This window comes from Pseudomonas sp. BN414, assembly GCF_029871275.1.
Lineage (GTDB): Bacteria > Pseudomonadota > Gammaproteobacteria > Pseudomonadales > Pseudomonadaceae > Metapseudomonas > Metapseudomonas resinovorans_C.
In genome coordinates this window covers 535,135-560,717 of record NZ_SSOL01000079.1, presented here as the reverse complement: position 1 = coordinate 560,717, position 25,583 = coordinate 535,135, and the positions used below count along the sequence as shown (strand labels likewise).

The following is a 25,583-nucleotide window of genomic DNA, read 5'->3' as shown; positions in this document are numbered from 1 at the left end:
AGTAGCTGCATTGCCCGTAGGAGCTGGCTGCCAGCGAATGGCCCCTTTTCGCTAGCAAGCTAGCTCCTACAAGGCACACACGCCCCTACAGGCCCGTTCCCCGATTCAAATCGGCAACTGCCCCAGCGCCCAACGCAGCAGGAAGAACAGCACCAGTCCACCGAGGATGGTCGCCAGCAGGTGACGCGTCAGCGCGGCGATCAGGATGGCGCCGAGGCCCGCCAGCAGGTAGGCGTTGTCCAGCGTCAGCTGCAGGTTCTGGCCGTCGGGCATCAGCATTCCCGGCACGACGATGGCGGTGAGCACGGCCGTCGGAACGTAGTGCAGCCCCTGGCGCACCACAGGCGGGAAGCTGAGGTTCGGCCAGGCGAACAGGCTATAGCGAATGGCGAAGGTAATGGCCGCCATGCCGAGGATCAGGCTCCAGGTTTGCATGAAATGCCGTCCTCCAGCAGGTTGAGGCGATAGCGACGCTCAAGCACCACGCCCACGACGATGCCGCTCAGGGCTGCCGCCATCAGGCCCAGCTTGTAGGGCAAGCCCTGGCAAGCCAGCGCCACGGCGCCAGCCACCAGCGCGGCGGCCACTTGCGGCTTGTTACGCAACATGGGCACCACGATGCCGATGAAGGTGGCGAGCATGGCGAAGTCCAGGCCCCAGGCCGCCAGGTTGGGCACCGCCTGGCCGAACAGCACACCCACCAGGGTGCAGAGCTGCCAGTTCAGGTACATGGCCAGGGCGGCGCCGAAGAAGTACCAGTGCTTGTGCGGCGAGTCGTCCTTTTCCGCGTAGCGATGCTGGACCACGGCAAAGGCTTCATCGGTCAACCAGAACGCCAGCGGCATCCGCCAGCGGGTCGGCAGGTGACGCACAAAAGGCTGCAAGGTCGCGCTATAGAGTGCATGGCGCAGGTTGACCACAAAGGTAGTCAACAACACCACCGCCGCTCCGGCGCCGCCGCTGAGCAGGGTAATGGCGATGAACTGGGACGAACCGGCGAACACCAGCAGCGACATGCCGAGGGTCTGCCAGGCAGACAGTCCGGCCCCGGCCGCGAGGGTGCCGAAGATGATGCCGAACGGAATGGCGCCGACGATCATCGGAACGATGTCTCGGGCGCCGTGGATGAACTCAGTGATACGGGACATGGGGCCCTCCTTGTTCCGGAAGGCTAGCGGACGGCCATCAATGGGTCTTGAACGATCTTGCGCAGGCGTTGCGATATTCACCCGGTCCCACGCCGTAAGCCTGCTTGAACTGGCGGGTCAGATGGCTCTGGTCGGCGAAACCCAGCTGTGCCGCTACGCCAGCCGGCGCGCAACCGGCCTTCAGCAAGGCGCGGGCCTGGTCCAGACGCTGCTGTTTGAGCCAGGCATGGGGCGGCATGCCGGTGGCGCGGCGGAAAGTACGGGCGAAATGGAAGGGCGAGAGCCCCACTTCGGCGGCCAGTTCTTCGAGGGACGGCGGCTCGGCCAGGCGCGCGGACAGAATATCCCGCGCCATCGCCACGGCCCGTGGCTCGATTCCGGCGCCGCGGGGTACGTCGACACGTGCATGGCGTCGGAACAGCAGCAGAATCGCCTCGCGCCAGGCCGTCTGTACCTGAAGCGCGGGAGTGCTGTCCTCCAGCAATTGGTGCAGCCGAATGAAGGTTGCTGCCACCTCGGGGTCCTGGATAACGCTATCGGCAAACCCCGGCAGGCCGTTCATCCGGATATCCAGTTCCTCCAGTACATCCGTCACCCGTTCAAGGTCCGGGTAGAAGCCCCGGTAACGCCAGCCCTGCTCATGGGCCTTGGAACCGGTGTGCAACTCATCGGGATTGATCAGCACCATGCTGCCGACCGGCGCCAGATGGTCGCTGCCACGGTGGCGGAAACGCTGCGCACCGGACTCGATCACAGTGAACACATAGCCTTCATGCACATGGGGAGCGAAACGCTGCTCGATGTAGCGGGCATGGAGTAGCTCCACCCCACCTAACTCGCTGGCTTGCCAAAAGCGTGTCGTTTCGCCGCTCGCCATATCCATTACGCGCTGAACAGCGCCTCCAGGCGTTGCTTCACGTCCGGCCAGTCGTGGTCGGTGATGCTGTAGAGCACGCTGTCGTCGAGGCGGCCGTCCGCCAGGCGGCGATGGTTGCGGAGCACGCCCTCGCGCTGGGCGCCGAGTTTCTCGATGGCACGCTGGGAGCGCAGGTTGCTGGCGGCGGTCTTCAGTTGCACCCGCACCAGTTGCCACTCTTCGAAAGCGTGCCGCAGCATCAGGTACTTGATCGACGCATTCAGGCCACTGCCGTGCTCACCGGCGGCCAGCCAGGTCCAGCCGATCTCGGCGGCCGGCAGATTGGGTATGAAATCGGCGAATCGCGTGGTGCCCACCAGGTTGTCACCCAGGCGAACGGCGAAGACCACTGCCCGCCCTTCTCGCTGGGCGGCCAGGCCCTGGCGATACCAGTCGGGGCGCAGGGGGCCGTTCATATAGGCCAGGGCTTCGCGGTTGGCTTCGGCCAGGGTCACCAGCGCCGGGATGTCGGCCTCTGCCAGCGGTTCGAGGCGCAAGGCGCCGCGCTGCAGGATGACCGGTTGTGGATTGAACATCTGCGCCCTCCTCAGGCGAAAGAACCCTGCCGGATGAGAACGTCGCGCCGAGCGGATGTGCCGTGCAGGCGCCCGCGCAAGATAGATGGAACAGCGCGGGCGATAGAGCACGCTATCAGCCCCCGTGCGGGCGCTCAAGAGTACCTGCGACCTTGGTAGCAGCGGCCTGACGAATTGCCGACTTTGGTGCGAAACTGCTGGAAGTCGAATTCTCGCGGGCACGCCCCGCCACCGCACCATCCGGAGCTGCAATGTCGTTGTCCAGCGGGCTGATCGCCACGGTCGCCTTCCTCTACATGGCCATCCTCTTCGCCATCGCCTTCTATGGCGACCGACGCAGCACGCCGCTGTCGCCGCGCATGCGTGCCGGGGTCTACAGCCTGTCGCTGGCGGTGTATTGCACCAGCTGGACCTTCTTTGGCGCAGTCGGCCAGGCCGCCGGTCAGGTGTGGAACTTCCTGCCCATCTACCTCGGCCCCATCCTGCTGCTGCTGGTGGCGCCCTGGGTGGTGCAGAAGATGGTGCTCATCAGCAAGCAGGAGAACATCACCTCCATCGCCGACTTCATCGCCGCGCGCTACGGCAAGTCCCAGGCGCTGGCCGTGGTGGTGGCACTGATCTGCCTGGTCAGCGTGCTGCCCTACATCGCCCTGCAACTGAAGGGCATCGTCCTCGGGGTGAACCTGCTGATCGGCCCGAGCGCCGAGGCCTCCGGCACCCGCGCCCAGGACACCGCGCTCATCGTGTCCCTGGTGCTCGCCCTCTTCACCATCCTTTTCGGCACCCGCAACCTCGACGCTACCGAGCACCACCGCGGCATGGTCCTGGCGATTGCCTTCGAATCGCTGGTCAAATTGCTGGCCTTCCTCGCGGTAGGCGCCTACGTGACCTTCGGCCTGTTCGACGGTTTCGATGATCTGTTCACCCGCGCCCGCAGCGCCCCGCAACTGGAGCACTACTGGTCGCAATCCATGGACTGGTCCTCGCTGTTGGTGCAGACCGGCGTCGCCATGCTCGCGATCATCTGCCTGCCCCGCCAATTCCACGTGACGGTGGTGGAGAACATCGAGCCGCGCGACCTGCGCCAGGCGCGCTGGATATTCCCCATCTACCTGGCCCTGGCGGCGCTGTTCGTGGTGCCCATCGCCCTGGCCGGACAGATGCTGCTGCCCAGCGGCGTGATCCCGGACTCCTTCGTCATCAGCCTGCCGCTGGCCGAGGCACACCCGGCCCTGGCGCTGCTGGCCTTCATCGGCGGGGCCTCGGCCGCGACCGGCATGGTGATCGTCGAAGCCGTGGCGCTGTCCACCATGGTGTCCAACGACATGCTGCTGCCTTGGCTGCTGCGCCGGCAGAACGCCGAACGCCCGTTCGAGGTGTTCCGCCACTGGATGCTCTCGGTACGCCGGGTGAGCATCGTGGTGATCATCCTGCTGGGTTACGTCAGCTACCGCCTGCTGGGCTCCACCGCGAGCCTGGCGACCATCGGCCAGATCGCCTTTGCCTCCATCGCCCAGCTGGGTCCGGCGATGATCGGCGCGCTGTTCTGGAAACAGGCCAACCGCCGCGGCGTATTCGCCGGCCTCGCCGCCGGTGCCGCGCTTTGGGCCTACACCCTGGTGCTACCGGTGATGGCCCGTGGTCTTGGCTGGCCGCTGGAGAACTTCCCCGGCCTCGCCTGGATGATGGCGAACCCCCTGGACCTGCCCATCGAGCCCCTGACCCAGGGCGTGGTGCTGTCGCTGGCCGGCAACTGGCTCCTCTTCGCCTGGGTATCGCTGTTCTCCCGCACACGCGTATCCGAGCACTGGCAGGCCAGCCGTTTCGTCGGCCAACAGGTTTCCGCGCGCGGCAGTTCCCGCACGCTGCTGGCCGTGCAGGTGGACGACCTGCTGATGCTCGCCTCGCGCTTCGTCGGCGAGGAACGTGCGCGGCAGAGCTTCATCCGCTTCGCCTATCGGCTGGGCATCAGTTTCAACCCGGCGCAGAACGCCAACCAGGACTGGATCACCCACACCGAACGCCTGCTCGCCGGCGTACTCGGGGCCTCTTCGGCGCGGGCCGTGGTGAAGGCGGCCATCGAAGGACGCGAGATGCAGGTGGAGGACGTGGTGCGCATCGCCGACGAAGCGTCCGAAGTGCTGCAGTTCAACCGCGCGCTGCTGCAGGGCGCCATCGAGAACATCACCCAGGGCATCAGCGTCGTCGACCAGTCGCTGCGACTGGTGGCCTGGAACCGCCGTTACCTGGAGCTATTCGACTACCCCGAAGGCCTGATCAGTGTCGGTCGCCCCATCGCCGACATCATCCGCTACAACGCTGAGCGCGGCCTCTGCGGCCCCGGCGAGGTGGAATCCCATGTCGCCCGCCGCCTGTTCTGGATGCGCCAGGGCACACCGCACACCTCCGAGCGCCTGTTCCCTAATGGCCGGGTCATCGAACTGATCGGCAACCCCATGCCAGGCGGCGGTTTCGTCATGAGCTTCACCGACATCACCGCCTATCGCCAGGCCGAGCGCGACCTCAAGGATGCCAACGAAGGTCTGGAGCGACGGGTCACCGAGCGGACCCTGGAACTCTCCCAGCTCAACCACGCACTGATCGAGGCCAAAGGCACGGCGGAATCCGCCAACCAGTCGAAGACCCGCTTCCTCGCCGCCGTCAGCCACGACCTGATGCAGCCGCTCAACGCCGCGCGGCTGTTCTCCGCCGCCCTCGGCCATCAGCAGGAAGTCCTGCCTCGCGAGGCTCGCGAACTGGTCAATCACCTGGACAGCTCGCTGCGTTCGGCCGAGGACCTGATCACCGACCTGCTGGACATCTCCCGGCTGGAAAGCGGCCGCGTCACCCCCGACCGCGCCCCCTTCCCGCTGGCGTCGCTGTTCGACACCCTCGGCGCCGAGTTCAAGGTACTGGCCCAGGAACAGGGCATGGACTTCCGCCTGCGCGGCAGCAAGTTGCGGGTGGAAAGCGACATGAAACTGCTGCGTCGGGTCCTGCAGAACTTCCTCACCAACGCCTTCCGCTATGCCAGGGGACGGGTCTTGCTTGGCGCCCGGCGCGACGGCGACAACCTTCGCCTGGAAGTCTGGGACCGTGGCCCCGGCATCCCGGAAGACAAGCGCAAGGTGATATTCGAGGAGTTCAAGCGCCTGGACAGCCATCAGACCCGCGCCGAGAAAGGCCTGGGCCTGGGCCTGGCCATCGCCGACGGCCTCTGCCGTGTGCTCGGCCACAAGCTGGAAGTGCGCTCCTGGCCCGGCAAGGGCAGTGTATTCAGCGTCACCGTGCCGCTGGCGCGCGCCCAGCAGCCGTCGCCTGTGGTGCAGAAACAGGCCGAAGCCAATGGCCAGCTCCTCAACGGTACCCAGGTACTGTGCATCGACAACGAGGACAGCATCCTCACCGGCATGCACAGCCTGCTGTCGCGCTGGGGCTGCCAGGTCTGGACGGCGCGCAACCGCCTGGAATGCGAGCACCTGCTGGCCGAAGAGGTGCGGCCGCAACTGGCGCTGGTGGACTACCACCTGGATGAGGGCGAGACCGGCACCGAACTCATGGCCTGGCTGCGGACCCGCCTGGGTGAACCGCTGCCTGGCGTAGTGATCAGCGCCGACGGCCGCGCCGAACTGGTGGCCGAAGTCCACGCCGCCGGCCTGGACTATCTGGCCAAGCCGGTGAAGCCGGCCGCGCTACGGGCGCTGATCAGCCGGCATGTGAATCTACGCTGAAAGACCCTTGCACGATGCGCTGTCGTAGGTTGGGCAGAGCGCAGCGAAGCCCAACATGGCGCTGTATCAGGCCAGCACTGTTGGGCTTCGCGTAGCTCAGCCACAACCTACAGGGTGGACGTCGCTCTTTACGTCCACCAGCGGAGCCTGCTGTACGTACGCATGGTGGATCGGTAAAGCGTGATCCACCCTACGAACGACAACAGCTCACCAGCCGAACTCACACGTCTTCGTCTTCCCGCACCAGTACACAGTGCATGCCGCTGTCGTCTTCATTGCAGTCGTAGAGGTAGAACATCTGTACCTCGCCGGAAGCGGCGACCACCGCGACGAAGTCGCCGGCATCGGCGAGGAAGAAATCACGGGTCGCCGGATCGGCCTGGCACTCGATCAACGCCGTGACGAACGAGGCGGGATCGATATCGCCGAAATAGTCCTCACGGTCCTGCGCGCTCCATTCGGCCGGCGCCTGGAAGGGGCCGGTAAAGAGGATGCGCGCATCGCCCAGGTCTTCTTCTTCGGCGTCGAGGTCGTTTTCGTCGGGACGATAGAGCGAGCACTCCAGGGCATCGGCATGGCCCAGCACGCCCTCACGGGCAGCCAGGCGCTTTTCCGGGTCGAGGCCGGCGGCCAGGCAGATCTGGGCCCAGCTGTCTTGTTGGCGTGGAGACACGGGAGAATTCCTTCTTGGTTGGGGCAGAAAAAAGGAGTCTAGTTTCAGGCACGCGGAAGCGGCGGGCAATTGCGGATTGGGAGCCGAGCGCCCGCCTGTGCTTAGATGAATTCAATACCCCCAGGCCAATCCCAAATGATTCCCGCCGACATCCAGGCCCAACTGCAGGAAATCTTCGACGCCCACGGCATGACCGACCCGGCGCTGCAGGAGTGCCTGATGCAGGCGCTCAAGCTGCGCGACTACGAGCATGAGCAACTGATCATTCGCGCAGGCGAACGTCCCACCCACTTCTACGTGATCCTCTCCGGCGTGGCGCGCTACTACTACCTGTCACCAGAGGGCCGCCAGTGGAACAAGACCTTCTTCCGCGAAGGTCAGCTGATCGGCTCCCTCAGCGCCTACCTCAAGCAGCAGCCCTGCACCTACAACATCGCCGCCGTGGAAAGGTGCCGGCTGGCGAGCCTGCCCCTGGCGATACAGGACCAGTACGGCGAACGCTTCCCACAGCTGCTGCAGATGCAGCACCTGATGGTTCGGCAGATCATGCTGCGCAACGAGGACCGCGAAGCGCTGCTGCTCACCCGCAATGTGGAGCAGCGCTACCAGTGGTTGCTGGAGAACGAGCCCTGGCTGCTGGATCGGGTGCCCCAATACCATCTGGCCAGCTATCTGGGGATGGACCCGGTGTCCTTCTCGCGGGTCAAGCGCAAGCGGGCGGGCTGAGCAACTCGCGCACCTGCAGCCCCAGCGCCTCGGCTTTCTGCATACAGAACTCACGCTGCTCGGCCGGTACGTTCGCCAGGCTTATCCACAGGCTGCCATCGGCACCCTGGGCCACCGCGCAATCCAGCGCCGGGCAGACGCTGCCAACCCGTTCGCGATAAACGCTGGCCGCCGCCAGCTCTCGCAACGTCTGCTTGAAGATCTTCCCCACCACCGTCACCGGCAGGGCATCCACCAGGAACACCCGTTTCGGGCAGGCCGGACGCTCCGCAATGCGCTCGAAGGCGAACTGCTGCAGTTCGTCGAGGCTGGCCGTCTGGCCCTGGCGCAACTGTACGAACACCACCGGCAGCTCGCCGGCGTACTCGTCGGGCATGCCCACTGCGGCGGCCATGGAAACGGCCGGATGGCTTTCCAGGCAGTTCTCGATCAACGCCGGATCGATATTGTGGCCGCTGCGGATAATCAGGTCCTTGGCGCGCCCGGTGATGAACAGATTGCCGTTTTCGTCCAGGTGCCCCAGATCGCCGCTGCGCAGCCAGCCATCCTCCAGCGGCGATCGGTCCTGGCCCAGGTAACCGGGGAACACCGTGGGGCCGCGCACGCAGACTTCCCCGCCGTCGATCCGCACCTCGATCGGCGCCGCCACATGCCCGGCACTTCCCGGAATGGCTGGGTGGGCCAGGTTGGGCAAGGCGATCACACCGCTGCATTCCGTCATGCCATAAGCCTGGTACAGCTCCAGTCCGGTCAGCTCCTTGACCTTCTCGCACAAGGCCGACGGCACCGGGGCGCCACCGGAAAGCATGAAACGAAGGCTGCCGATGTCGTGCCCTTCGATGGGGACTTCCAGCATCGCCGCGACCGAGGTGGGAATGCCGCCACTCAGGGTGATGCCGTAATGCTCGACCAGACGCCAGTGCTGGCGGATCACCTCCGGATTGCGGAACCCACCCAGCGTCGGCAGCAACATGCGCAACCCGCTGGCCAGGCCGCCCAGACTGTTCACCAGGGCACCGGCCACATGGAAGATCGGCAGGCCATTCAGCGCCACATCCTCGGGGCCGGCTTGCACACAGGCCCGATAGGCGCAAGCGGCGGCTACCTGGTTCGCTTGGGTCTGGCGGGCGAGCTTGGGCACCCCGGTGGTGCCTCCGGTATGGAAGTAGGCGGCACTATCATCCGGCCCCGGCAGCAGCGCCGGCTCCAGCGCCGCACCGGAATAGCGATCGAGCAACCGGTCGTAGAAAAACTCGCCCCCCTCCACCACGACCGACACGCACCGGGGACGCTTCGGCAAACGCTGCGAAGCACCCAGCGCCTTCTGCCACAGGTCGGAACCCGGCACCGGCCCCAGTGCCACCACCAGGTCCGTGCCGGCCTTTTCCATCAGGCTGGCCAGGGCTTCTTCATTCAGCAGCGGGTTGATCGGGTTGGCGATGCCGATGCTGGTGGCGGCCCAGAGCAGGCATTGACTCTGCGGGATGTTCGGCAGCAGCAGGGTGATCACCGGCCTCGGCGTACTGGCCAGGTCCAGCAGCATCCGCGCGCTGCGATTGAGCTGGGCGAAGAACGCCGAATAGCTCAGGTCCTGCTCGCCAATCTCCGCCCCGAGGCTGTGGATAAAGGTCAGTGCCGTACGCTCCGGGTGAGCGGCGGCCGAGGCCTGCAACAGTTCGTAGACGGTGGTGGGAACCTGGCTGGACATGGCGGCCTCCTGGACCTGCGCGTTGTTGTGCGCCGATTCTTGGGGGCCGCCGCACAGGCGGCATTAACAAATGTTAAGAAGGCTGGCTAGGCTTGTAAGCCACGGCCAGCGCCTGGCTGGCGACATCGTTTCGCCGTCCCTGTCTCCCGGCCGAAGGCAAAGGCTCCACGCGTGCCGCGACAGGAGAACCCCGCCATGAAACCACTCCAGTACCTCATCCTGGGCAGCCTCGCCGCCTGCCTCAGCGCCCAAGCCGAGGTCGCCAGCGAAAAGAACATGACCCTCAAGATCGCCGGCGACATCGTCAACGCCACGGTGCAGGCCTGCACCGCCAAGGGCTACAACGTCACAGCCGCAGTAGTGGACCGCGCCGGCGGTGTGCGCGCCATCCTCCGCGCCGACAAGGCCGGCCCGCATACCCTCGACTCCGCCCGGCGCAAGGCCTACACCGCCGCCTCGACCAAACGCAGCACCACCGAGATGCTGGAGAACGTGCAGAAGAATCCTGCGGCGCAGTACCTGCCGATGATCGACGGTTTCCTGGTCGTGGGCGGTGGCGTTCCGGTGAAGGTCGGCGACGAGGTGATCGGCGCCGTGGGCGTGGGCGGCGCGCCGGGTGGGCATCTGGATGAAGAATGCGCCAACGCCGGCCTGGAAGCGGTGAAGGATCAGCTCAAGTAGCAACGCAAGTCAGAACCGCGCCAACTGCATCTCCTTCAGCCGGCTCAAGGTGCGGCGGAAGGGGAACTCCAGGTAGCCCTCGGTATAGAGGCGGTCCATGGCCACGGCCGCCTCGAGGTAAAGCGGCACCCGGCGGTCGTAGCACTCGTCCACCAGCGCAATGAAACGGCGTACGCCGTCGTCATGCACCGATAACTGCGGCAACTCGCGGTCGCCGGCTTCTACCCGTTCGGCGCCATCTTCGGTACCACGGGCAATGCGTCCCTCGCGGCGAGAAGCACTCAGGTTCGGCACATCCCCGAGCAGAATCGCCGGGAAGCGGTCACACAGGGCGATGAAATCCAGGGCCGCCAGCGGTTGCTGGCAAAGATCGTCGTAGCGAAACCAGACCGCCGCCGCGCATTGGCGCACCACGGGCACCGGACGATGGCCCAGCTCCACCGGCTCGTCGGAACTGCCCTGCCCCGCTGCCAGCCGTTCGAAGACTTCCGCAAGGACGCCAGGCTCGCCGGGCTCCGCCACCCAGTAGCGCTGATGGGCCGTACCCGGGTGCAGGCGATGGTCCTCACCGCCGTCCACTGCCACGACCTGCATGTGTCGCTCGATGGCGTCGATGGCAGGCTGGAAACGTTCGCGGTTGAAGCCATCGGCATAGAGTTGCTGCGGTGGCTGGTTGGACGTGGCGACCATGGCCACGCCTTCGTCGAACATCGCCCGCAACAGGCGGCCAAGCAGCATGGCGTCGCCGATATCGTTGACGAACAGCTCGTCGAAGCACAGCACCCGCACCTCTTGCGCCAGTTCCCGGGCCAGAGCCTGCAACGGGTCAGGCGTGCCGGTGAGCTGGAACAGCCGCTGGTGGACCCAGCGCATGAAGTGATGGAAATGCTGGCGCCGCGCCGGAACCCTGAGGCTCTGGTGGAAACGGTCCATCAGCCAGGTCTTGCCCCGCCCTACCGGCCCCCAGAGATAGACGCCGGTCACCTCGCCCGCGCGGTGCAATGCCTCATGGCAGGCCTGCAGGCAATCGACCGCGTGGCGCTGGGCCGCGTCCGGCAGGAAACCGCCCTGCTCCAGGGCATGGCGGTAGGCGGCGAGTGGGGAATCGAAGGTCATGGCGCCGCATTGTGCGCGTTAGATGGCAGGAAGCAAGCGCACAGGCCTGCCCACTGCAGTGATTGTGGGGGCGATTTCAATCGCTGAGCGGACCGCAGGTCCGCCGTGCCGACTTCCAATGGGCCACGATGTGGCCCTTAGCGAATGAATTCGCCCCCACAGGTTTGCAGCAAGACTGATCCTTAGAACAGCTCCAGCGCCAGCAGGTCCGCCAGGGGCTGGCGACGGCGGATCAGGCGGGTTTCGTTGCCATCCACCAGCACCTCCGGCAGCAGCGGCCGGCTGTTGTAGTTGGACGACATGGACGCGCCATAGGCGCCGGTGTCATGGATCAGCAGCAGGTTGCCGACCTGGGCCGCCGGCAGGGCGCGCGGCGCCACCAGGCCACCGTCATGCTGGGTGAAGACGTCACCGGATTCGCACAGCGGGCCGGCGACCACCGTCGGACGCTGCGGTGCGCTGACCGGGTTGCCGGTGTCATCCAGCAGGCTCATGTCGTGGAAGCTGCCATACATGGACGGACGCATCAGGTCGTTGAAGCCGGCATCCACCAGGATGAAGTGGTTGTTGCCCACGTCCTTCACCGCACGCACTTCGCTGAGCAGGCAGCCGGACTCGGCCACCAGGAAACGGCCCGGCTCCAGCTCCAGGCGCACCGGGTGCCCAACGATGCCTTCGATGTCGCGGCGGGCCTGGTTCCACAGTTCGGCGTAACGCGGGATATCCACCACCGGGTCGTCCTGGCGATAGGGAATGGACAGACCGCCACCGGCAGAGATGGCTTCCAGGTCGCAGCCCAGGTCGCGCACCGCGCCGACCATGGCGCCACAGACTTCTTCCAGGTGGCTGTAGTCGACGCCCGAACCGATGTGCATGTGCAGCCCCACCAGCACCAGGCCGTATTCGCGGATCACCGCCACCGCATCGTGCAACTGGCTGTGCCAGATGCCGTGCTTGCTGTTCTCGCCGCCGGTGTTGGTCTTCTGGCTATGGCCATGGCCGAAGCCGGGGTTGATGCGCAGCCAGACGCGGTGGCCCGGGCTGGCCTGGCCGAGCTGGGTGAGCATGTCGATGGAGCCGACGTTCACCTCGATGCCCAGTTCCACGGCGCGCTGAAGGGTCGCGCGGTCGAGTAGGTCGCAGGTCAGCACCACGCCCGCCGGCTCGCCCTTGGGCGAATAGCCGGCCAGCAGCGCACGCTCGATTTCGCCGAGGGATACCGCGTCCACCTGCACGCCCTCTTCACGCATCAGGCGCAGGATGCTCAGGTTGGAGCAGGCCTTCTGGGCGAAGCGAATGACGTCGAAACCCTTGAGCTGGGCGATGCGCTCGCGGATCACCGCGGCGTCGTAGCACCACAGCGGGGTGCCGTGTTCACGGACGAGATTGGCGAGGGTGGCAGCGGGAATGTTCGGGCGCATGGCGGCCTCCGGAATTCAGGATGGCGCCATGATGGAGAAGCGAATTAATTCAATAAAATACCATTTTGTGCACACACCATTCATTATTGATATGTGTCGACTCCCGTTTCCGAGCGCCCTATGGATCTTTCCATCCGCCATATAGAAGTCTTCCGCGCCGTGATGACCGCCGGCAGCGCCACCGGCGCCGCACGCCTGCTCTTCACGTCGCAGCCCACCGTGAGCCGCGAACTGGCCCGCTTCGAGCATTTGCTGGGATTCCGCCTGTTCGATCGCGAAGGGGGGCGACTGTCTCCCACCGCCCAGGGACTGGCGCTGTTCGACGAGGTGCAGCGTTCCTACGCCGGCCTGGAACGCATCGTCGGCGCGGCCCAGGCCATCCGCCGCTTCGACCAGGGCCAACTGGCCATCACCGGCCTTCCGGTCTTTGCCCAGACCCTGCTGCCAGGGTTCTGCCAGGCCTTCCTCGAACGCCATCCTGGCGTGCGCCTGTCCATCAGCGCCCAGGAGTCTCCGCTGCTGGAGGAATCCCTGAGCGGCCAGCGGCATGACCTGGGCCTTTCGGAAACCGACCTGTTGCCCCGTGGCACCCGGGGTTCAACGCTATTCGCCGCGGATATGGTCTGCGTGCTGCCGGAAGGTCACGAACTGCTGGCCAGGTCCGAACTGACTCTGGCCGATTTCCAGGGTCGTCCGTTCATCAGCCTGTCCGGCCTGGATATCTACCGGCAAAGCCTGGACGCCCACTTCCTCGCCGCAGGAGTGGAACGCCGCATGGTGGTGGAAACCAGCACCGCTGCCTCGCTCTGCGCCCTGGTTCGCCAAGGGCTCGGCCTGGCCATCGTCAACCCGCTGAGTGCGCTGGACGAAGCCGGGCGTGGGTTGCAGATACGCCGTCTGCGAACCTCGATTCCGTTCCGCGTGCAGTTGGTCCGGCCGGAGTATCGGCCCTCATCGGCATTGGTGGATGAGGCGGAGGACGTGTTGAAGGATGTAGCGGCGGGATTCCTGGAAAGGCTGGAATCCCGGCTGCGCGGACTCATTCCGTAGGGTGCGCCGCGCTGTGTATGAATTGAGTGCTGCAAGTAGCTGCATTGCCTGTAGGAGCTGGCTTGCCAGCGAATGGCGCCTCTTCGCTAGCAAGCTAGCCCCTACAAGGCTCCTGGAACGTCGATTTCTGGCAACAGCTAACGCAGATACAGCCAATTCATTCGCCAAGCAGGCCGTCAGGCCTGCCCCATTCCCTCACTGCGCGCTGTTCTGCACCGTCGCCTGGCGAATCTGGTTGTCCCTGTACTGGCGGTAGTTCTTCGCCGCCGCGGGGACCGGGCCGCTCTTGCCGGTTTCCAGCCAGCGACGCATGCGCGTGGCGTCGGCCACATGGGTGTACTTGCCGAAGGCATCCAGCAGCACCATGGCCACCGGACGGCCATTCATCTGGGTCAGCATCACCAGGCAGTGGCCGGCTTCGTCGGTAAAGCCGGTCTTGGTCACCTGGATGCTCCAGCCTGGCTTGCGCACCAGGTTGTTGGTGTTGCGGAAGCCCAGGCTGTAGCGCGGCTTGACAAAGGTGATGGTCTTTTCCGGGGTGGTACTGAGCTGGCTCAGCATTGGGTACTTGCGCGCTTCCTTGAGCAGCAGCACCAGGTCGTGGGCGCTGGACACGTTGTGCAGCGACAGGCCGGTGGGTTCGACATAGCGGGTATTGCTCATGCCGATGGCGCGGGCCTTGGCGTTCATCGCCTTGATAAAGGCCGGGTAGCCGCCCGGATACGCCGTGGCCAGGGCAGTGGCGGCACGATTTTCCGAGGACATCAGGGTCATCAGCAGCATGTCGTGGCGATTCACCTGGCTGCCCACGCGTACCCGCGAATACACGCCTTTCATGTCCGGGTTGTCGCGGATGGTCACGGTGATGATCTCGTCCATCGGCTGCTTGGCGTCCAGCACCACCATGGCGGTCATCAGCTTGGTCACCGAGGCGATAGGGGCAACCAGATTGGAATTTCGGGAATACAGGATCTTGTCGGTATTCAGGTCCAGCAGCATCACGCTGCCGGAAGCCAGGTGCAGCTGTGCCGGGTCGCGAACCGGCAGTGGCGCCTCCTGAGCTTGAACGGGCGAGCCTGCAAGAACGAACAGGCAGGAACCGAGAACGAACAGCTTGGCGATCGAACTGCGAATTTTCACGATGCGTCCAGTAACAAAGATGAAGGAAAAGAGAGAAATGAAGAGTAGGACCTATACCGTAGAAGTATAGGAACGAAGGCGCTGAATACTCAGCGCCTTCTGTCGTCGGGGCGCGATTTTGCGCCTTTGGTCGAATGACCGCCAGAGGGAAGTTCGCGGCGAAATCGCCTGGGAAATCAGCGAATCGAGGCGCCGCGCTCAGCCAGCAATTGACGCAGCACGGAGCGATGGCAATGTGCCTCATCCTCGCAGTAGCAGCCGACTGCGAAGTGGCTGCTGTGGGAAAGCGCTGACAGCAGGTCCAACACCCGGGCCCCTTCCCCGCCCTCCATCTCGGCGCGATAGCGCTTGGCAAAGCGCGCCCAATCGGCATCGCTTTCAGCGGCCTTGCCCTCGGCCATCAGCTCGGCGCTCGGTGCCAGCAATGGCAGCCAGGTGTCGTAGTAGTCACGGCTGGCGAATTCGGCCTTGGGTACACCCCTTGGCGGCCGGCGCACGGTGCCGATGCGCAGCCCTTCTCCGTCTGCTCGCGGCGTTCCCAGCTGGACGATGCTGATACTCATCTCCCCTCCTCCTCAGCGGCTGCTACCGGGCAGTACGCGGAAATCCTCACTCTCTTCCAGGGCCTGAAGTGCCTCCAGCAGAGCGGGTGGTGGAACCACGAGCTTGCGTTGCTCCAGGTCGAACCAACCGGCGGTGGAGGTGACCCGCGCCGCCAGGGTGCCGCCACGATAGAACTCGTTGCGCAGCATCATCCGGCTGCCGTCCTCGGACAGGCCGGACAAGCGCATGCTGATGTCCATTTCGTCCAGCAGGTGGAATTCGCGGAAGTACTCGATCTCGTCCTTCATGATCACCGGTCCCAGGCGCAGGCGGCGGAACTCCGACATCGGAAAGCCGCGATCGGCGAAATACATCATGCGCACGTCGGCGGACTTGTCGAGGTAGGCGGTGTTGCGCATGTGGGAATTGAAGTCCATGTCGCCCCAACCGGCGATAAGGGTCTTCCGGAACATGATGAGTCTCCGCAGCAAGGGGGTGTGGGGCTCACTTTATGGCCCATCGCCCCTTTGCCATACTGGCGCGATTGACAACTTTGGTAGCGATCTCGCCATGAAGATCACCGTCCTCGCCCTCGAAGGGGTGTTCGATACTGGCCTGGCCACCGTCCTCGATGCACTGACCACCGCCAACGAACTGGCCGCCCTGCATGGCCTGCCCTGCCCCCAGTTCGAGGTGGCTCTCGCGGGGGTACGGCCGCAGGTGCAAAGCTCCCTGGGGTTCGGCGTTCCTGTGCGTCCAGCCATGGATTGCCCGACGCCGGAATGGGTGATTGTCCCGGCCATGGGCTACAAGATGCCCGAGCCGTTGCAACAAGCCCTGACGCGCCCCGACGTCGCCGATGCTGTCGCTGCCCTGCGCGGCTGGGCCGAAGGCGGCGCACGCATCGCCGCAGCCTGCATCGGCACCTTCGTACTGGCGGAAACCGGTTTGCTGGACGGCCACGAAGCCACCACCACCTGGTGGCTGACACCGCTGTTCCGGCAACGTTATCCACAGGTGCAGCTGGATGCCGGTCGGATGATCGTCAACTCCGGGCAACTGGTGACCGCTGGCGCCGCCCTGAGTCATCTGGACCTGACCCTGTGGCTCATCCGCCAGACCAGCCCGGAGCTGGCCGCCCTCGTGGCACGCTACCTGATCGTCGACTCGCGGCCGTCGCAATCAGCCTATGCCCTCTCCGACCACCTGGCCCATGCCGACCCGCTGGTACAACGCTTCGACCGCTGGGTACGTGAGCGCCTGGCGGAAGGCTTCAACCTCGATGCCGCAGCCGGCGAACTGGCCACCAGCAAGCGCACCCTTGCCCGGCGCATTCACGAAGTGCTGGGCAAGACACCCCTGGCCTACGTCCAGGACCTGCGCATCGAACGCGCCGTGCACCTGCTGAAAACCAGCGAGCACAGCGTCGACCAGGTCGCTGGCCTGGTGGGCTACGCCGACGGCGTGACCCTGCGCACCCTGCTGCGCAAACGCCTCGGCAAGGGCATTCGCGAGCTTCGCGCCGGCTGAGCGGCGATCGTTAGTCCCCTCGGACGATGCCGCCTCCGAGGTTGGGTGGGAGTTTTGCCCCGGCAATACCCCATCCATGAGGAGCAGGAGAAACAGCCGATGAAAATGCTGGAAGGCAAGGTGGCATTGGTGACGGGCGGTGGTCAGGGCGTGGGCCAGGGGATCGCCCTGGCGCTGGCGGCCGAAGGCGCGCACGTAGCGGTGGCCGGGCGCACCCTGGCCACACTGGAACAGACCTGTGGGCAGATCACGCAACGCGGAGGCCGCGCCCTGGCGGTGACCTGCGACGTGATGGACGCGGGGGATATCGAGCGCTGCGTCAGCGAGGTGGTGGACACCTTGGGTGGCCTGAATATCCTGGTGAACAACGCGCAGATCGTGCCGTTGGGACGCATCCTCGACGTCACCGACGAGGAGTTCGGCAAAGGTCTCGACTCCGGCCCGGTGGCGACCCTGCGGCTGATGCGTGCCTGCTATCCGCACCTCAAGGGCGACGGTGCGGTGATCAACCTGGCGTCCTCCGCCGCCGTGCGCTGGGACGCCTCGGGCTACGGGCACTACGCCGCCACCAAGGAAGCCATCCGCGCACTCAGCCGCGGCGCGGCCTGCGAATGGGGGCCGGACGGCATCCGCGTCAACGTCATCGCCCCCCACGCCCTGTCACCCGGTCTGCGTGGCTGGATGGAGGCCTGTCCGGAAGAAGCCGCAGCCTTCGTCCGCAGCATTCCGCTGGGCCGGGTCGGTGATTGCGAGGACGATATCGGCCGCACCGTGGCCTTCCTGGTCAGCGACCATGCCCGCTACCTGACCGGAGCCACCATCCCCCTGGACGGCGGTCAGGCGTACTGGGGCTGATGGATGGAACGAAAAAGGGGCGCTACCAAGCGCCCCTTTCTCCTTCGTCTCAGATCACCCGTGCCGGGTGCTGCTGGCGCGGACTGCCCAGCATTTCACGGTAGGACGGCGGCTGCCGGCCTTCGGCTTCGCTGATGCCATATCCCTCGGCCAGCTCGGCAGTCACCAGGGTCTGGCCGGACAGACCGGAGAGTTGCGGGTCATTCAGCAACGCGTGGATCACCCGGCCGTTGAATTCCGGCGTTTCCGCCACGGCGAGGAAGGCCTCGTACTGGTCGGCCCGCTCGGCGCCGGCAATGGCGGTGCGCTCGGTACGCTGCGGCCCCAGCCACAGGGACACGGCGCTGACGCCTGTACCTTCGAAGTCCACCGCCATGTCCGCAGCGAACTTGTCCACACCCGCCTTCTGCGCGCCATAGGCCGGACCGTGCATGTAGCAGCCGGCGCCGTACGACGAGACGAAAGCGATCAGACCGTGGCCGTTCTTCACCAGCAAGGGTGCCGCATGGTAGCTGGCGATATAGGCCGAGCGCAGACCGACGTCGAGGATGTCCACCAGCTCCAGGGGCTTCTCCCAGAACGGGCCGGGATCGATCAGGTTCTCGTGGAGGAAGGCGGCATTGTTCACCAGCAAATCGAGACGGCCTTGCTCCCGTTCGATACGGGCGAAAAGTTCACGCACTTGCTCGTCGTCGCGATGGTCGCAAGGCACGGCTATGCCCTGGCCGCCGGCACGGGTTACTGCTTCTGCGGTTTCGGCGAGACTGCCGGGCAGCAACTGGCCACGCAGACGGCTGGCGCTTTCGATGCCGGAGCGACCGCTGAGGTAGACGGTCATACCGGCGGCGCCGAGGGCAAGGGCGATGCCCTTGCCGACGCCACGGCTGGCACCGGTGACCAGGGCGATGCGGGGTTTATCGGTTGTCATCGAGAGAACTCCTTTGAATGGGTTGCTCTGTTGTGGGGAGTGAACTCATTGGCTATGTCTGCATTAAGTGTTGTAAGCAGCTGCATTGCCCGTAGGAGCTGGCTTGCCAGCGAATGACGCCTTTTCGCTAGCAAGCTAGCTCCTACAAAATGGCGGCGAAGCTGCCCTCAATTGGCGGTCAGGAGGGCAGACCTGCGGCCTGCTTGGCGAATGAATTAACCCCTACAGGGTTCTGCTCTGCGTCGTGGATATGACTGGCAGCCAGGAAGCCGAACACCATGGCCGGGCCGATGGTGGAGCCGGCGCCGGGATAGGTGCGGCCCATCATCGAGGCGGCGGTGTTGCCGATGGCATAGAGGCCGGCGATGGGGCTGCGATCTTCGCGCAGCACGCGGGCATGCACATCGGTGAGCAGGCCGCCCTTGGTGCCAATGTCGCCGGCGTCGACCTTCACGGCGTAGTAAGGCGCCTGCAGCAGCGGTGCGAGGCAGGGGTTCGGCTGCGCGGTGGGGTCGCCGTAATAGCGATCGAACAGCGAGTCGCCCTTGTGGAAATCTTCATCCCGGCCCGCTTCGGCCATGGGGTTGAAGCGTTCGACGGTGCGCAACAGCCCGGTCGGATCGACGCCGATCTGGCCGGCCAGTTCCACCAGGCTGTCGGCCTTGTGGAAGTATCCCTGCAAGTGCTTCGGCAGCCGGCTGTCGGGCATCGCGTAACCCGGTAACAGCGCACCGCAAGGGTACTTGCGGCGGAACTCGGCATCGAACACCAGCCAGCACGGCACACTGCGTGCGCTTTCGCTGTCGTGCTGGTACATCGCGTAGACGATGTCGGTGTAGGGCGCGGCTTCATTGACGAAACGCTGGCCGGCGGAATCGACCATGATGCAGCCCGGCAAGGTGCGCTCGACGAACAGCGCGCGCTGCTTCTCCTCGCCTTCCACATGGGTGGTCGGTGCCCACCAGCTGTGGTCCATCAACGCGGTAGCCGCGCCCAGGGACTGGCCGGCGCGAATGGCGTCGCCGGTGTTATAGGGCGGCGTGGCGCTCCAGGTGCTGCGGGACGGCTGCGGATGATACTGGCCGCGCATCTCCTGGTTGCGCTCGAAACCACCGGCGCCGAGCACCACCCCACGGCGGGCGCGAATCAGCAAGCGTCGGCCATCACGAATCACCTCGGCGCCCAGCACCCGACCGTCCTCCTCGATCAGGCGTTCGAGCCGGCAGTTGAGCCACAGCGGCACCTCGCGGTCCAGCAGGGAGCGGCGCAAGGCGGCGATAAGGGCGTTGCCGAGGGTCAGGAAGCGGTCGCGCTTCGAGAGCAGGCGCCCCGGCAGGTCGCGCCAGTAACGCCAAAGAATCTTCAGGGTCAGGCCGAACCAGCCGGGACCACGGCACAGCAGCACCTGCGCCTCTTTCATGGTCATGGTCATGCGGCCCATCATCAGGGTGCCGGGAGAAGGCTCACGCATGCGGGCGAACTCGTCCCCCAGCAGACGCGCGTCGAAGGGCAGCGGGTCCATGGAGCGGTAGCCGGGCTTGCCGCCGGGCACTTCCGGGTAGTAGTCGGCGTAGCGTGGCTGGGCTTCGAAACGCACACGTGAATTGGCTTCGAGGTAGCGCACCACCTGGTGCCCGTGTTCCACGTATTGCTCGATGCGACCGTCATCGATCTCGCCATGGGTTACGGCGCGGATGTAGGCAATGGCTTCCTCCGCCGAATCCTCGCCGCCGAGGGCTTCGATGCGGTGGTTGCAAGGTATCCAGATACCGCCACCGGACACCGCCGAGGTGCCGCCATAGCGGTCGCTTTTCTCCACCACCAGCACCGTCGAACCGAGGTCTCGGGCCCGGAGCGCAGCGGTCATGGCGCCGGCTCCCGATCCCACCACCAGTACGTCGCAACTCTCGTCCCATTGCAGGCTGTTCGCGCTCATCGGGTTACTCCCTTGTTGTTCTGTATGCGCAATCCAGCCGGATTCTCGACAGCCCTCCGCGCAGCAACATCGTCCGTTGGGACTAGCGGCGACGGGGCTGCGACTCACCCAAGGCGCTTAGTCTTTTCGGACGATGTTGCTGTCGTTCGCTGACCACATAGTCGGGCCGCCTCATCCACCAACCCCTAGGTGCGGTCCGCGTGCGGCTGCGCCACGACTCCCCGGAGAGGGACCCGATGATAAAAACAACAATCGCCAACACTAGAACTCCGCTCAGCAGGGCAATCCATATCGCCCTGGTAGGCCTGCTCGGCGGGCTGGCCACACAGAGCCAGGCAATGAGCTTCAACCCCAATCCCGATATCAAGGTCGACTGGGATACCACCCTGAGCTATGGCCTGGCCTGGCGCCTGGAGGACCGCGACCATCAGTTGAGCGACGAGGCACGCAATCCCAACGGCAACGACGGCGACAACGCCTTCGACAAGGGCAGCCTGATCAACAACCGGGCCAGCTTCCTCACTGAAGCCAACCTCAGCTGGCGCGAAGACTTTGGCGTGTTCGTGCGCGCCACCGGCTTCTACGACGCGGTCTATGACCAGGGCAATGACAACGGCACCGGCACCTCCAACTGCTTCGCCGGCGGCAAGTGCTCACGCCCCGACCGCTTCTCCGATGAGACCATCGACCAGCACCGCGACGACCTGCGCTTCCTCGACTACTACGCCTACGGCACCTGGGACGTGGCTGGCCACGCCTTCAACCTGCGGGTCGGCGACCAGGTCGTGAGCTGGGGCGAGAGTCTCTTCTACCAGGGCATCTCTTCCGCCCAGAGCCCGGTGGACGCAACCAAGGCCACCAGCCCCGGTGTCGAGGTCAAGGAAATCCTCCTGCCGGTTGGCCAGGTGTTCGCCCAGTACAGCCTGACCGACGACCTCAACCTGCAGGCCTACTACCAGTACGAGTGGGAGGAGACCCAACTCTTCGGCGTTGGCAGCTACCTGTCCACCACCGACTTCATCGACGAAGGCGGCTTCAACGATGCCTCCGGATTCGTGCGCCGCTTGCACGACGACAAACCGTCCGAAAGCGGCCAGTACGGCGTGGCCATGACCTACACCGCCGAGTCGCTGAACAACACCGAGTTCGGCCTCTACTACTCGCGCTTCCACGCCAAGACCCCGATGCTCGACTTCCAGACCGACCTCGGCAGCTACCGCGCACGCTACTTCGACAACATCGACCAGTACGGTGCCAGCTTCGCCACGGTTCTCGGTGACACCAGCTTCGCCGGTGAAGTCAGCTACCGCGACGGCCAGCCGGTGTTGGTCGACAACGCCTTCAGCAGTGCCGTGCGCGGCCAGACGCTGCAAGCGCAGACCTCGCTGATCCATGTGGTCGGCCCCACCTCCTTCGCCGACAACACCACCCTGGTTGGTGAGCTGGTCTACAACACCGTGCTCGACAACGACGAGTCGGAACCCTTCAGCCCCTTCCCCGGCTTCAGCTTGCCGGGTACCGACACCCTGGTCGGCGACCGCGACGCCTGGGGTTACACCGTGCAGGCCTCGTTCGATTACAACAACGTGTTCAGCGGCTGGGACCTGACCGTACCGCTCACCTACAGCACCGCTGCGCAGCACGACAGTGCCCTGCTCGGCTCGATCAACAACGGACAGGGTGACGACCGCATGAGCGTCGGCACCAACTGGCGCTACCTCGGCAACTTCTCGGTCGAGGCGCTCTACAGCGCCTACCTCGGTAATGCCAACAACGCGCCGCTCGCGGACCGCGACAACATCGCCCTCACCTTCAAGTACCGCTTCTGAAGCCCCCATGGAGGAGCGCAGCATGTCCATGATCACCCCCACCCTGTTTCGCACGACCCTGGCGGTCGCCCTGCTCGGCAGCAGCCTGACCATCCAGGCCAAGGTCAGCGAATCGGAGGCCGCACGCCTCGACCAGGATCTGACGCCGATGGGCGCCGAGAAAGCCGGCAACGCCGACGGCAGCATTCCAGCCTGGAGCGGCAAATGGCGCGGCACCCCGCCGCACGTGAAATTCGGCGGTGCCGGCAGCGCCTACCCGGACCCTTACGCCGACGAGAAGCCGCTGTTCGTCATCACCGCGCAGAACATGGAGCAGTACGCCGAGAATCTGTCTGACGGCGAGAAAGCCCTGCTCAAGCGTTATCCGGACACCTTCAAGATGCCGGTCTATCCGAGCCACCGCGACTTCCGTCTGGACGCGAAGATGGAGGAGGCCATCAAGAAGAACGCGCTGCAGGCCGAACTGTCCTCGGACGGCTACGGCACCAACAATGCCTGGGGTGCCTCGCCGTTCCCGATTCCGAAGAGCGGCAACGAGCTGATCTTCAACCACACCATGCAGGGACGCGCCGCCACCGAGGAAGCGACCTACGTGCAGGCCGTCAACTATGCCGACGGCAACAAGGTGTTCGAGAAGGTCAACTACAAGATCTATTCGATCTGGTCGTCGGCCGACCATGACCTCAGCAACTCCGAAGGCATCCTCTCGCACTTCCTGCTGACCAACCTCGAACCGGTCCGCAAGAAAGGCGAGATCATCGTCGGCCACGAGTACATCAACGCCGTCACCCAACCCCGCCAGGCCTGGCAATACACGCCCGGACAGCGCCGCGTGCGTCGCGCCCCCACCGTTGGCTACGACTCGCCCACCGGCGCCGGCGGCTTCCGCGTGTACGACGAGGACCGCCTGTTCAACGGCGCGACTGACCGCTACGACTGGAAAATCGTCGGCAAGAAAGAGGTGTACATCCCGTACAACAACTACAAGATCGACGACCCCAGCGTAAGCCAGGCACAGTTGCTCTCCAGCACCGGGCACATCAACCCCGAGTACATGCGCTACGAGAAGCACCGCGTCTGGGTGCTGGAGGCCAAGCTCAAGCCAGGCGCCCGGCATATTTACGCCAAGCGCGTGCTCTACCTCGACGAGGACAGCTGGGCCGCCACCCTGGCCGACAACTACGACAGCCGCGGCCAGTTCTGGCGAACCAACATGCAGACATCGATCTACGCCTACGACATGCAGCGCTTCCACGCCCGCCTGGGCATGTACCACGACCTGATCGCAGGCTCGTACATGGTCGACCGCCTGCTCGACGAGCAGAAACCCGCGCTGCTCAACGCCAGCGGTTTCAACTCCAGTGACTTCACCCCGGGCAACCTGCGCAAGCTGGGCACGCGTTGACCCGCTTTCCGGCCGGCGCCCTGCGGCGCCGGCCGGACGGCCTCCCCTGAGCGCAGGACAGCGCCCCGCCCTCACGTCACCTGGTGAGCGGCCTGACAACAAGGAAACCGGACATGAAGAAACCCGCCTTTCTCTGGTCGATTTCCACACGGGTCACCGCGATCCGAGGTGGCCTGCCGACCCTTTCCCTGTTCCAGGCAATCTCGCTTGCCGCGTGGTGCCTCGTCCAGGCTTCACTGGTACAGGCCGGCGATGCCGCCGCGAAGCAGATCGATCCAACCCTGACACCGACTGAAATCCGCCAGTTGAGCAAGCAGGCCTTCTTCTGGGGCATGCAGCAGGCGGGCTTCTACGAGCTGCGCTACCTGTTCACCCAGCAAGACAAGGCCCCGACCTACCGTGGGCTTAATCGCCTGCAGCACGGCCGCCAACTGTTCACCGCCAAGCAACGCTTCGCCACCACGCCGAATGCCTCGACCCTGTACTCCGGCGGCTTCTTCGACCTGCGCGAAGGGCCGGTGGTGGTCCTCTCCCCTGAGGTGAAGGACGGCCGCTACTGGAGCATCCAGGGCATGGACCAGTACGCCCGCTGGTTCTTCATGAGCGGCAGTCCGTTCAGCGGCAACGGGCCGCAGCAATACCTGATCGTAGGTCCGGACTGGAACGGCAGTTTCCCAGCCGGATTCAGCGCCACCGAGATCGTCCGCGCGCCGTCCAACGCCATCGTGATGACGCTGCGCCTCGCGGTGAAGGACAAACACTCAGCGGCAGACCTGGCCGCCGCCGGCAAGATCATGGACGGCGTGGCCATCCTCCCGCTCAAGCTCTGGCTGCAGCACGACCGTCAGGCGCCGGCCCTGGAAAAGCAGCCCATCGTCAAGGCGAGCTACGCCAGCTTCCCGCGCATGGCGCAGATCGGCGACCTGACCCGAAGCATGACGCCGATGGATTACCTGCAACTGGTCAGCCTGGTGCTCAACGATGCCTCGATGACCCCGCGCAACGACTCGCAAAAGGAACTGGAAACCCTGCGCGATCTGGCACGCATCGGCCTGCGCCCCGGAGTGATATTCGACCCCGCGGGTCTCAGCGACAGCCAGCGCAGCGCCCTTGAAGCGGGTTTCCTCGAAGCGCGCCAGGAGGCACGCCAAGCCTTCCAGCACGCCTTGCGCGACATGAAGGGCTGGAAGCTGCAAACCAGCCTCGGCTACGACGACAACGATTACGTACTGCGCGCTGGCGCCGCCGAGATCGCCTGGGGCAGCCCCGTTCCCTACCAGTCGCACACCATCGCCTACGGCCTGCAGGATGCCGACGGGCAGCCTCTCGATGGCCGGCACCGCTACACCCTGACCTTCAACCTCGACCAGCTGCCGCCAGTGACGGAATTCTGGGAGCTGCCGATCTATGACGACTACGGCTATTTCGTCGACAACCCCATCGACCGCTACAGCACCACCAGCTACATGCATCGCAACGGAGATTTCACGGTCCACGACGGCAAGCTCACCTTCTACTTGCAAAGCACCCGGCCAGAGGTCCCGGAGCAGGCGCGCAACTGGCTGCCGACACCGAGCAGCGGTCAGTTCCGCCTGGCGCCGCGATTCTACGGGCCGACGTCGGCCCTGATCGACGGCTCTTACCCGATGCCGAAAATCGTCCGCGTGCCTGACTGACACACGAACCCGATATTCGATCCGGCTGAATCAAC

The 25,583-nt window shown here is 65.1% G+C and carries 22 protein-coding genes; 9 read left to right on the top strand and 13 right to left on the bottom strand.

Annotated elements, in window-relative coordinates:
- Nucleotides 1-105: 105 nt before the first annotated feature.
- From E8E95_RS30410 to E8E95_RS30395, 4 genes are read right to left on the bottom strand one after another with little or no spacing between them, the layout of a single operon-like run.
- Entirely contained in the window at nucleotides 106-435 is a 330-nt protein-coding gene (locus tag E8E95_RS30410; RefSeq protein ID WP_077521484.1) for an AzlD domain-containing protein, read from the bottom strand.
- Entirely contained in the window at nucleotides 417-1,148 is a 732-nt protein-coding gene (locus E8E95_RS30405; RefSeq protein ID WP_280356149.1) for an AzlC family ABC transporter permease, read from the bottom strand. The genes E8E95_RS30410 and E8E95_RS30405 overlap by 19 nt, the downstream gene beginning before the upstream one ends.
- 37 nt (nucleotides 1,149-1,185) lie before the next feature.
- The gene (locus E8E95_RS30400) at nucleotides 1,186-2,031 is read right to left on the bottom strand and encodes an AraC family transcriptional regulator (protein WP_280356147.1); all 846 of its coding nucleotides are present in this window, start codon (nucleotides 2,029-2,031) and stop codon (nucleotides 1,186-1,188) included.
- Nucleotides 2,031-2,600, bottom strand: coding sequence for a GNAT family protein (locus E8E95_RS30395; protein ID WP_077521490.1), 570 nt, complete (start codon nucleotides 2,598-2,600; stop codon nucleotides 2,031-2,033). The genes E8E95_RS30400 and E8E95_RS30395 overlap by 1 nt, the downstream gene beginning before the upstream one ends.
- Before the next feature lie 251 nt (nucleotides 2,601-2,851).
- On the opposite strand from E8E95_RS30395, the gene E8E95_RS30390 reads away from it, so the two are divergent.
- Nucleotides 2,852-6,331: a PAS domain-containing hybrid sensor histidine kinase/response regulator gene (locus E8E95_RS30390; protein WP_280356144.1), complete on the top strand. Its 3,480-nt coding sequence runs from the start codon at nucleotides 2,852-2,854 to the stop codon at nucleotides 6,329-6,331.
- 220 nt (nucleotides 6,332-6,551) lie between these two features.
- Here the strand turns inward: E8E95_RS30390 and E8E95_RS30385 are convergent, their stop codons facing one another.
- A complete protein-coding gene (locus E8E95_RS30385) occupies nucleotides 6,552-6,971 on the bottom strand; it encodes a hypothetical protein (RefSeq protein WP_280356201.1) in 420 nt (139 codons plus the stop codon).
- Nucleotides 6,972-7,139: 168 nt separating this feature from the next.
- Here E8E95_RS30385 and E8E95_RS30380 point away from each other — a divergent pair, with 168 nt between their 5' ends.
- Nucleotides 7,140-7,730 carry a Crp/Fnr family transcriptional regulator gene (locus E8E95_RS30380; protein WP_280356142.1) on the top strand — a complete coding sequence of 197 codons (591 nt, stop codon included), beginning with the start codon at nucleotides 7,140-7,142 and terminating at the stop codon, nucleotides 7,728-7,730.
- Here the strand turns inward: E8E95_RS30380 and E8E95_RS30375 are convergent.
- Nucleotides 7,708-9,438, bottom strand: a complete 1,731-nt coding sequence (locus tag E8E95_RS30375) for an AMP-binding protein (protein WP_280356141.1) — start codon at nucleotides 9,436-9,438, stop codon at nucleotides 7,708-7,710. The genes E8E95_RS30380 and E8E95_RS30375 overlap by 23 nt on opposite strands.
- Before the next feature lie 195 nt (nucleotides 9,439-9,633).
- On the opposite strand from E8E95_RS30375, the gene E8E95_RS30370 reads away from it, so the two are divergent.
- The gene (locus E8E95_RS30370; protein ID WP_280356140.1) at nucleotides 9,634-10,119 is read left to right on the top strand and encodes a heme-binding protein; all 486 of its coding nucleotides are present in this window, start codon (nucleotides 9,634-9,636) and stop codon (nucleotides 10,117-10,119) included.
- A gap of 9 nt (nucleotides 10,120-10,128) precedes the next feature.
- On the opposite strand, the gene zapE is transcribed toward E8E95_RS30370, so the two are convergent.
- Entirely contained in the window at nucleotides 10,129-11,235 is a 1,107-nt protein-coding gene (zapE, locus tag E8E95_RS30365) for a cell division protein ZapE (RefSeq protein ID WP_280356139.1), read from the bottom strand.
- A 182-nt stretch (nucleotides 11,236-11,417) separates the two neighbouring features.
- Nucleotides 11,418-12,656 (bottom strand): diaminopimelate decarboxylase, encoded by a 1,239-nt coding sequence (gene lysA / locus E8E95_RS30360; RefSeq protein WP_280356137.1) that lies wholly within the window; start codon nucleotides 12,654-12,656, stop codon nucleotides 11,418-11,420.
- A gap of 120 nt (nucleotides 12,657-12,776) precedes the next feature.
- On the opposite strand from lysA, the gene E8E95_RS30355 reads away from it, so the two are divergent.
- Complete coding sequence (locus tag E8E95_RS30355) at nucleotides 12,777-13,706, top strand: LysR family transcriptional regulator (protein ID WP_280356135.1); 930 nt, start codon at nucleotides 12,777-12,779, stop codon at nucleotides 13,704-13,706.
- Nucleotides 13,707-13,901: 195 nt separating this feature from the next.
- Here the strand turns inward: E8E95_RS30355 and pbpG are convergent, their stop codons facing one another.
- From pbpG to E8E95_RS30340, 3 genes are all read right to left on the bottom strand, one after another.
- Nucleotides 13,902-14,846 (bottom strand): D-alanyl-D-alanine endopeptidase, encoded by a 945-nt coding sequence (pbpG, locus tag E8E95_RS30350; protein WP_179061613.1) that lies wholly within the window; start codon nucleotides 14,844-14,846, stop codon nucleotides 13,902-13,904.
- Between the two features lie 176 nt (nucleotides 14,847-15,022).
- A complete protein-coding gene (locus tag E8E95_RS30345) occupies nucleotides 15,023-15,409 on the bottom strand; it encodes a DUF488 family protein (RefSeq protein ID WP_280356133.1) in 387 nt (128 codons plus the stop codon).
- A 12-nt stretch (nucleotides 15,410-15,421) separates the two neighbouring features.
- Nucleotides 15,422-15,862, bottom strand: coding sequence for a thioesterase family protein (locus E8E95_RS30340; RefSeq protein WP_280356131.1), 441 nt, complete (start codon nucleotides 15,860-15,862; stop codon nucleotides 15,422-15,424).
- Nucleotides 15,863-15,959: 97 nt separating this feature from the next.
- Between E8E95_RS30340 and E8E95_RS30335 the strand changes: the two genes are divergently transcribed.
- The gene (locus tag E8E95_RS30335) at nucleotides 15,960-16,919 is read left to right on the top strand and encodes a helix-turn-helix domain-containing protein (RefSeq protein WP_280356129.1); all 960 of its coding nucleotides are present in this window, start codon (nucleotides 15,960-15,962) and stop codon (nucleotides 16,917-16,919) included.
- A gap of 99 nt (nucleotides 16,920-17,018) precedes the next feature.
- A complete protein-coding gene (locus tag E8E95_RS30330; RefSeq protein WP_280356127.1) occupies nucleotides 17,019-17,774 on the top strand; it encodes an SDR family oxidoreductase in 756 nt (251 codons plus the stop codon).
- 49 nt (nucleotides 17,775-17,823) lie between these two features.
- Here the strand turns inward: E8E95_RS30330 and E8E95_RS30325 are convergent, their stop codons facing one another.
- Nucleotides 17,824-18,702: an SDR family NAD(P)-dependent oxidoreductase gene (locus E8E95_RS30325; protein ID WP_280356126.1), complete on the bottom strand. Its 879-nt coding sequence runs from the start codon at nucleotides 18,700-18,702 to the stop codon at nucleotides 17,824-17,826.
- A gap of 178 nt (nucleotides 18,703-18,880) precedes the next feature.
- Nucleotides 18,881-20,638 (bottom strand): FAD-dependent oxidoreductase, encoded by a 1,758-nt coding sequence (locus tag E8E95_RS30320; protein WP_280356124.1) that lies wholly within the window; start codon nucleotides 20,636-20,638, stop codon nucleotides 18,881-18,883.
- A gap of 236 nt (nucleotides 20,639-20,874) precedes the next feature.
- Here E8E95_RS30320 and E8E95_RS30315 point away from each other — a divergent pair, with 236 nt between their 5' ends.
- The 3 genes from E8E95_RS30315 to E8E95_RS30305 all read left to right on the top strand — a co-directional run bounded on the left by E8E95_RS30315 (nucleotide 20,875) and on the right by E8E95_RS30305 (nucleotide 25,548).
- On the top strand, nucleotides 20,875-22,467 hold the full coding sequence (locus E8E95_RS30315) for a DUF1302 family protein (protein WP_280356122.1): 1,593 nt from the start codon (nucleotides 20,875-20,877) through the stop codon (nucleotides 22,465-22,467).
- 22 nt (nucleotides 22,468-22,489) lie between these two features.
- Nucleotides 22,490-23,872 carry a DUF1329 domain-containing protein gene (locus E8E95_RS30310; protein ID WP_280356120.1) on the top strand — a complete coding sequence of 461 codons (1,383 nt, stop codon included), beginning with the start codon at nucleotides 22,490-22,492 and terminating at the stop codon, nucleotides 23,870-23,872.
- A 113-nt stretch (nucleotides 23,873-23,985) separates the two neighbouring features.
- Nucleotides 23,986-25,548: a DUF1254 domain-containing protein gene (locus tag E8E95_RS30305; protein WP_280356119.1), complete on the top strand. Its 1,563-nt coding sequence runs from the start codon at nucleotides 23,986-23,988 to the stop codon at nucleotides 25,546-25,548.
- The last annotated feature ends 35 nt before the right edge of the window (nucleotides 25,549-25,583 follow it).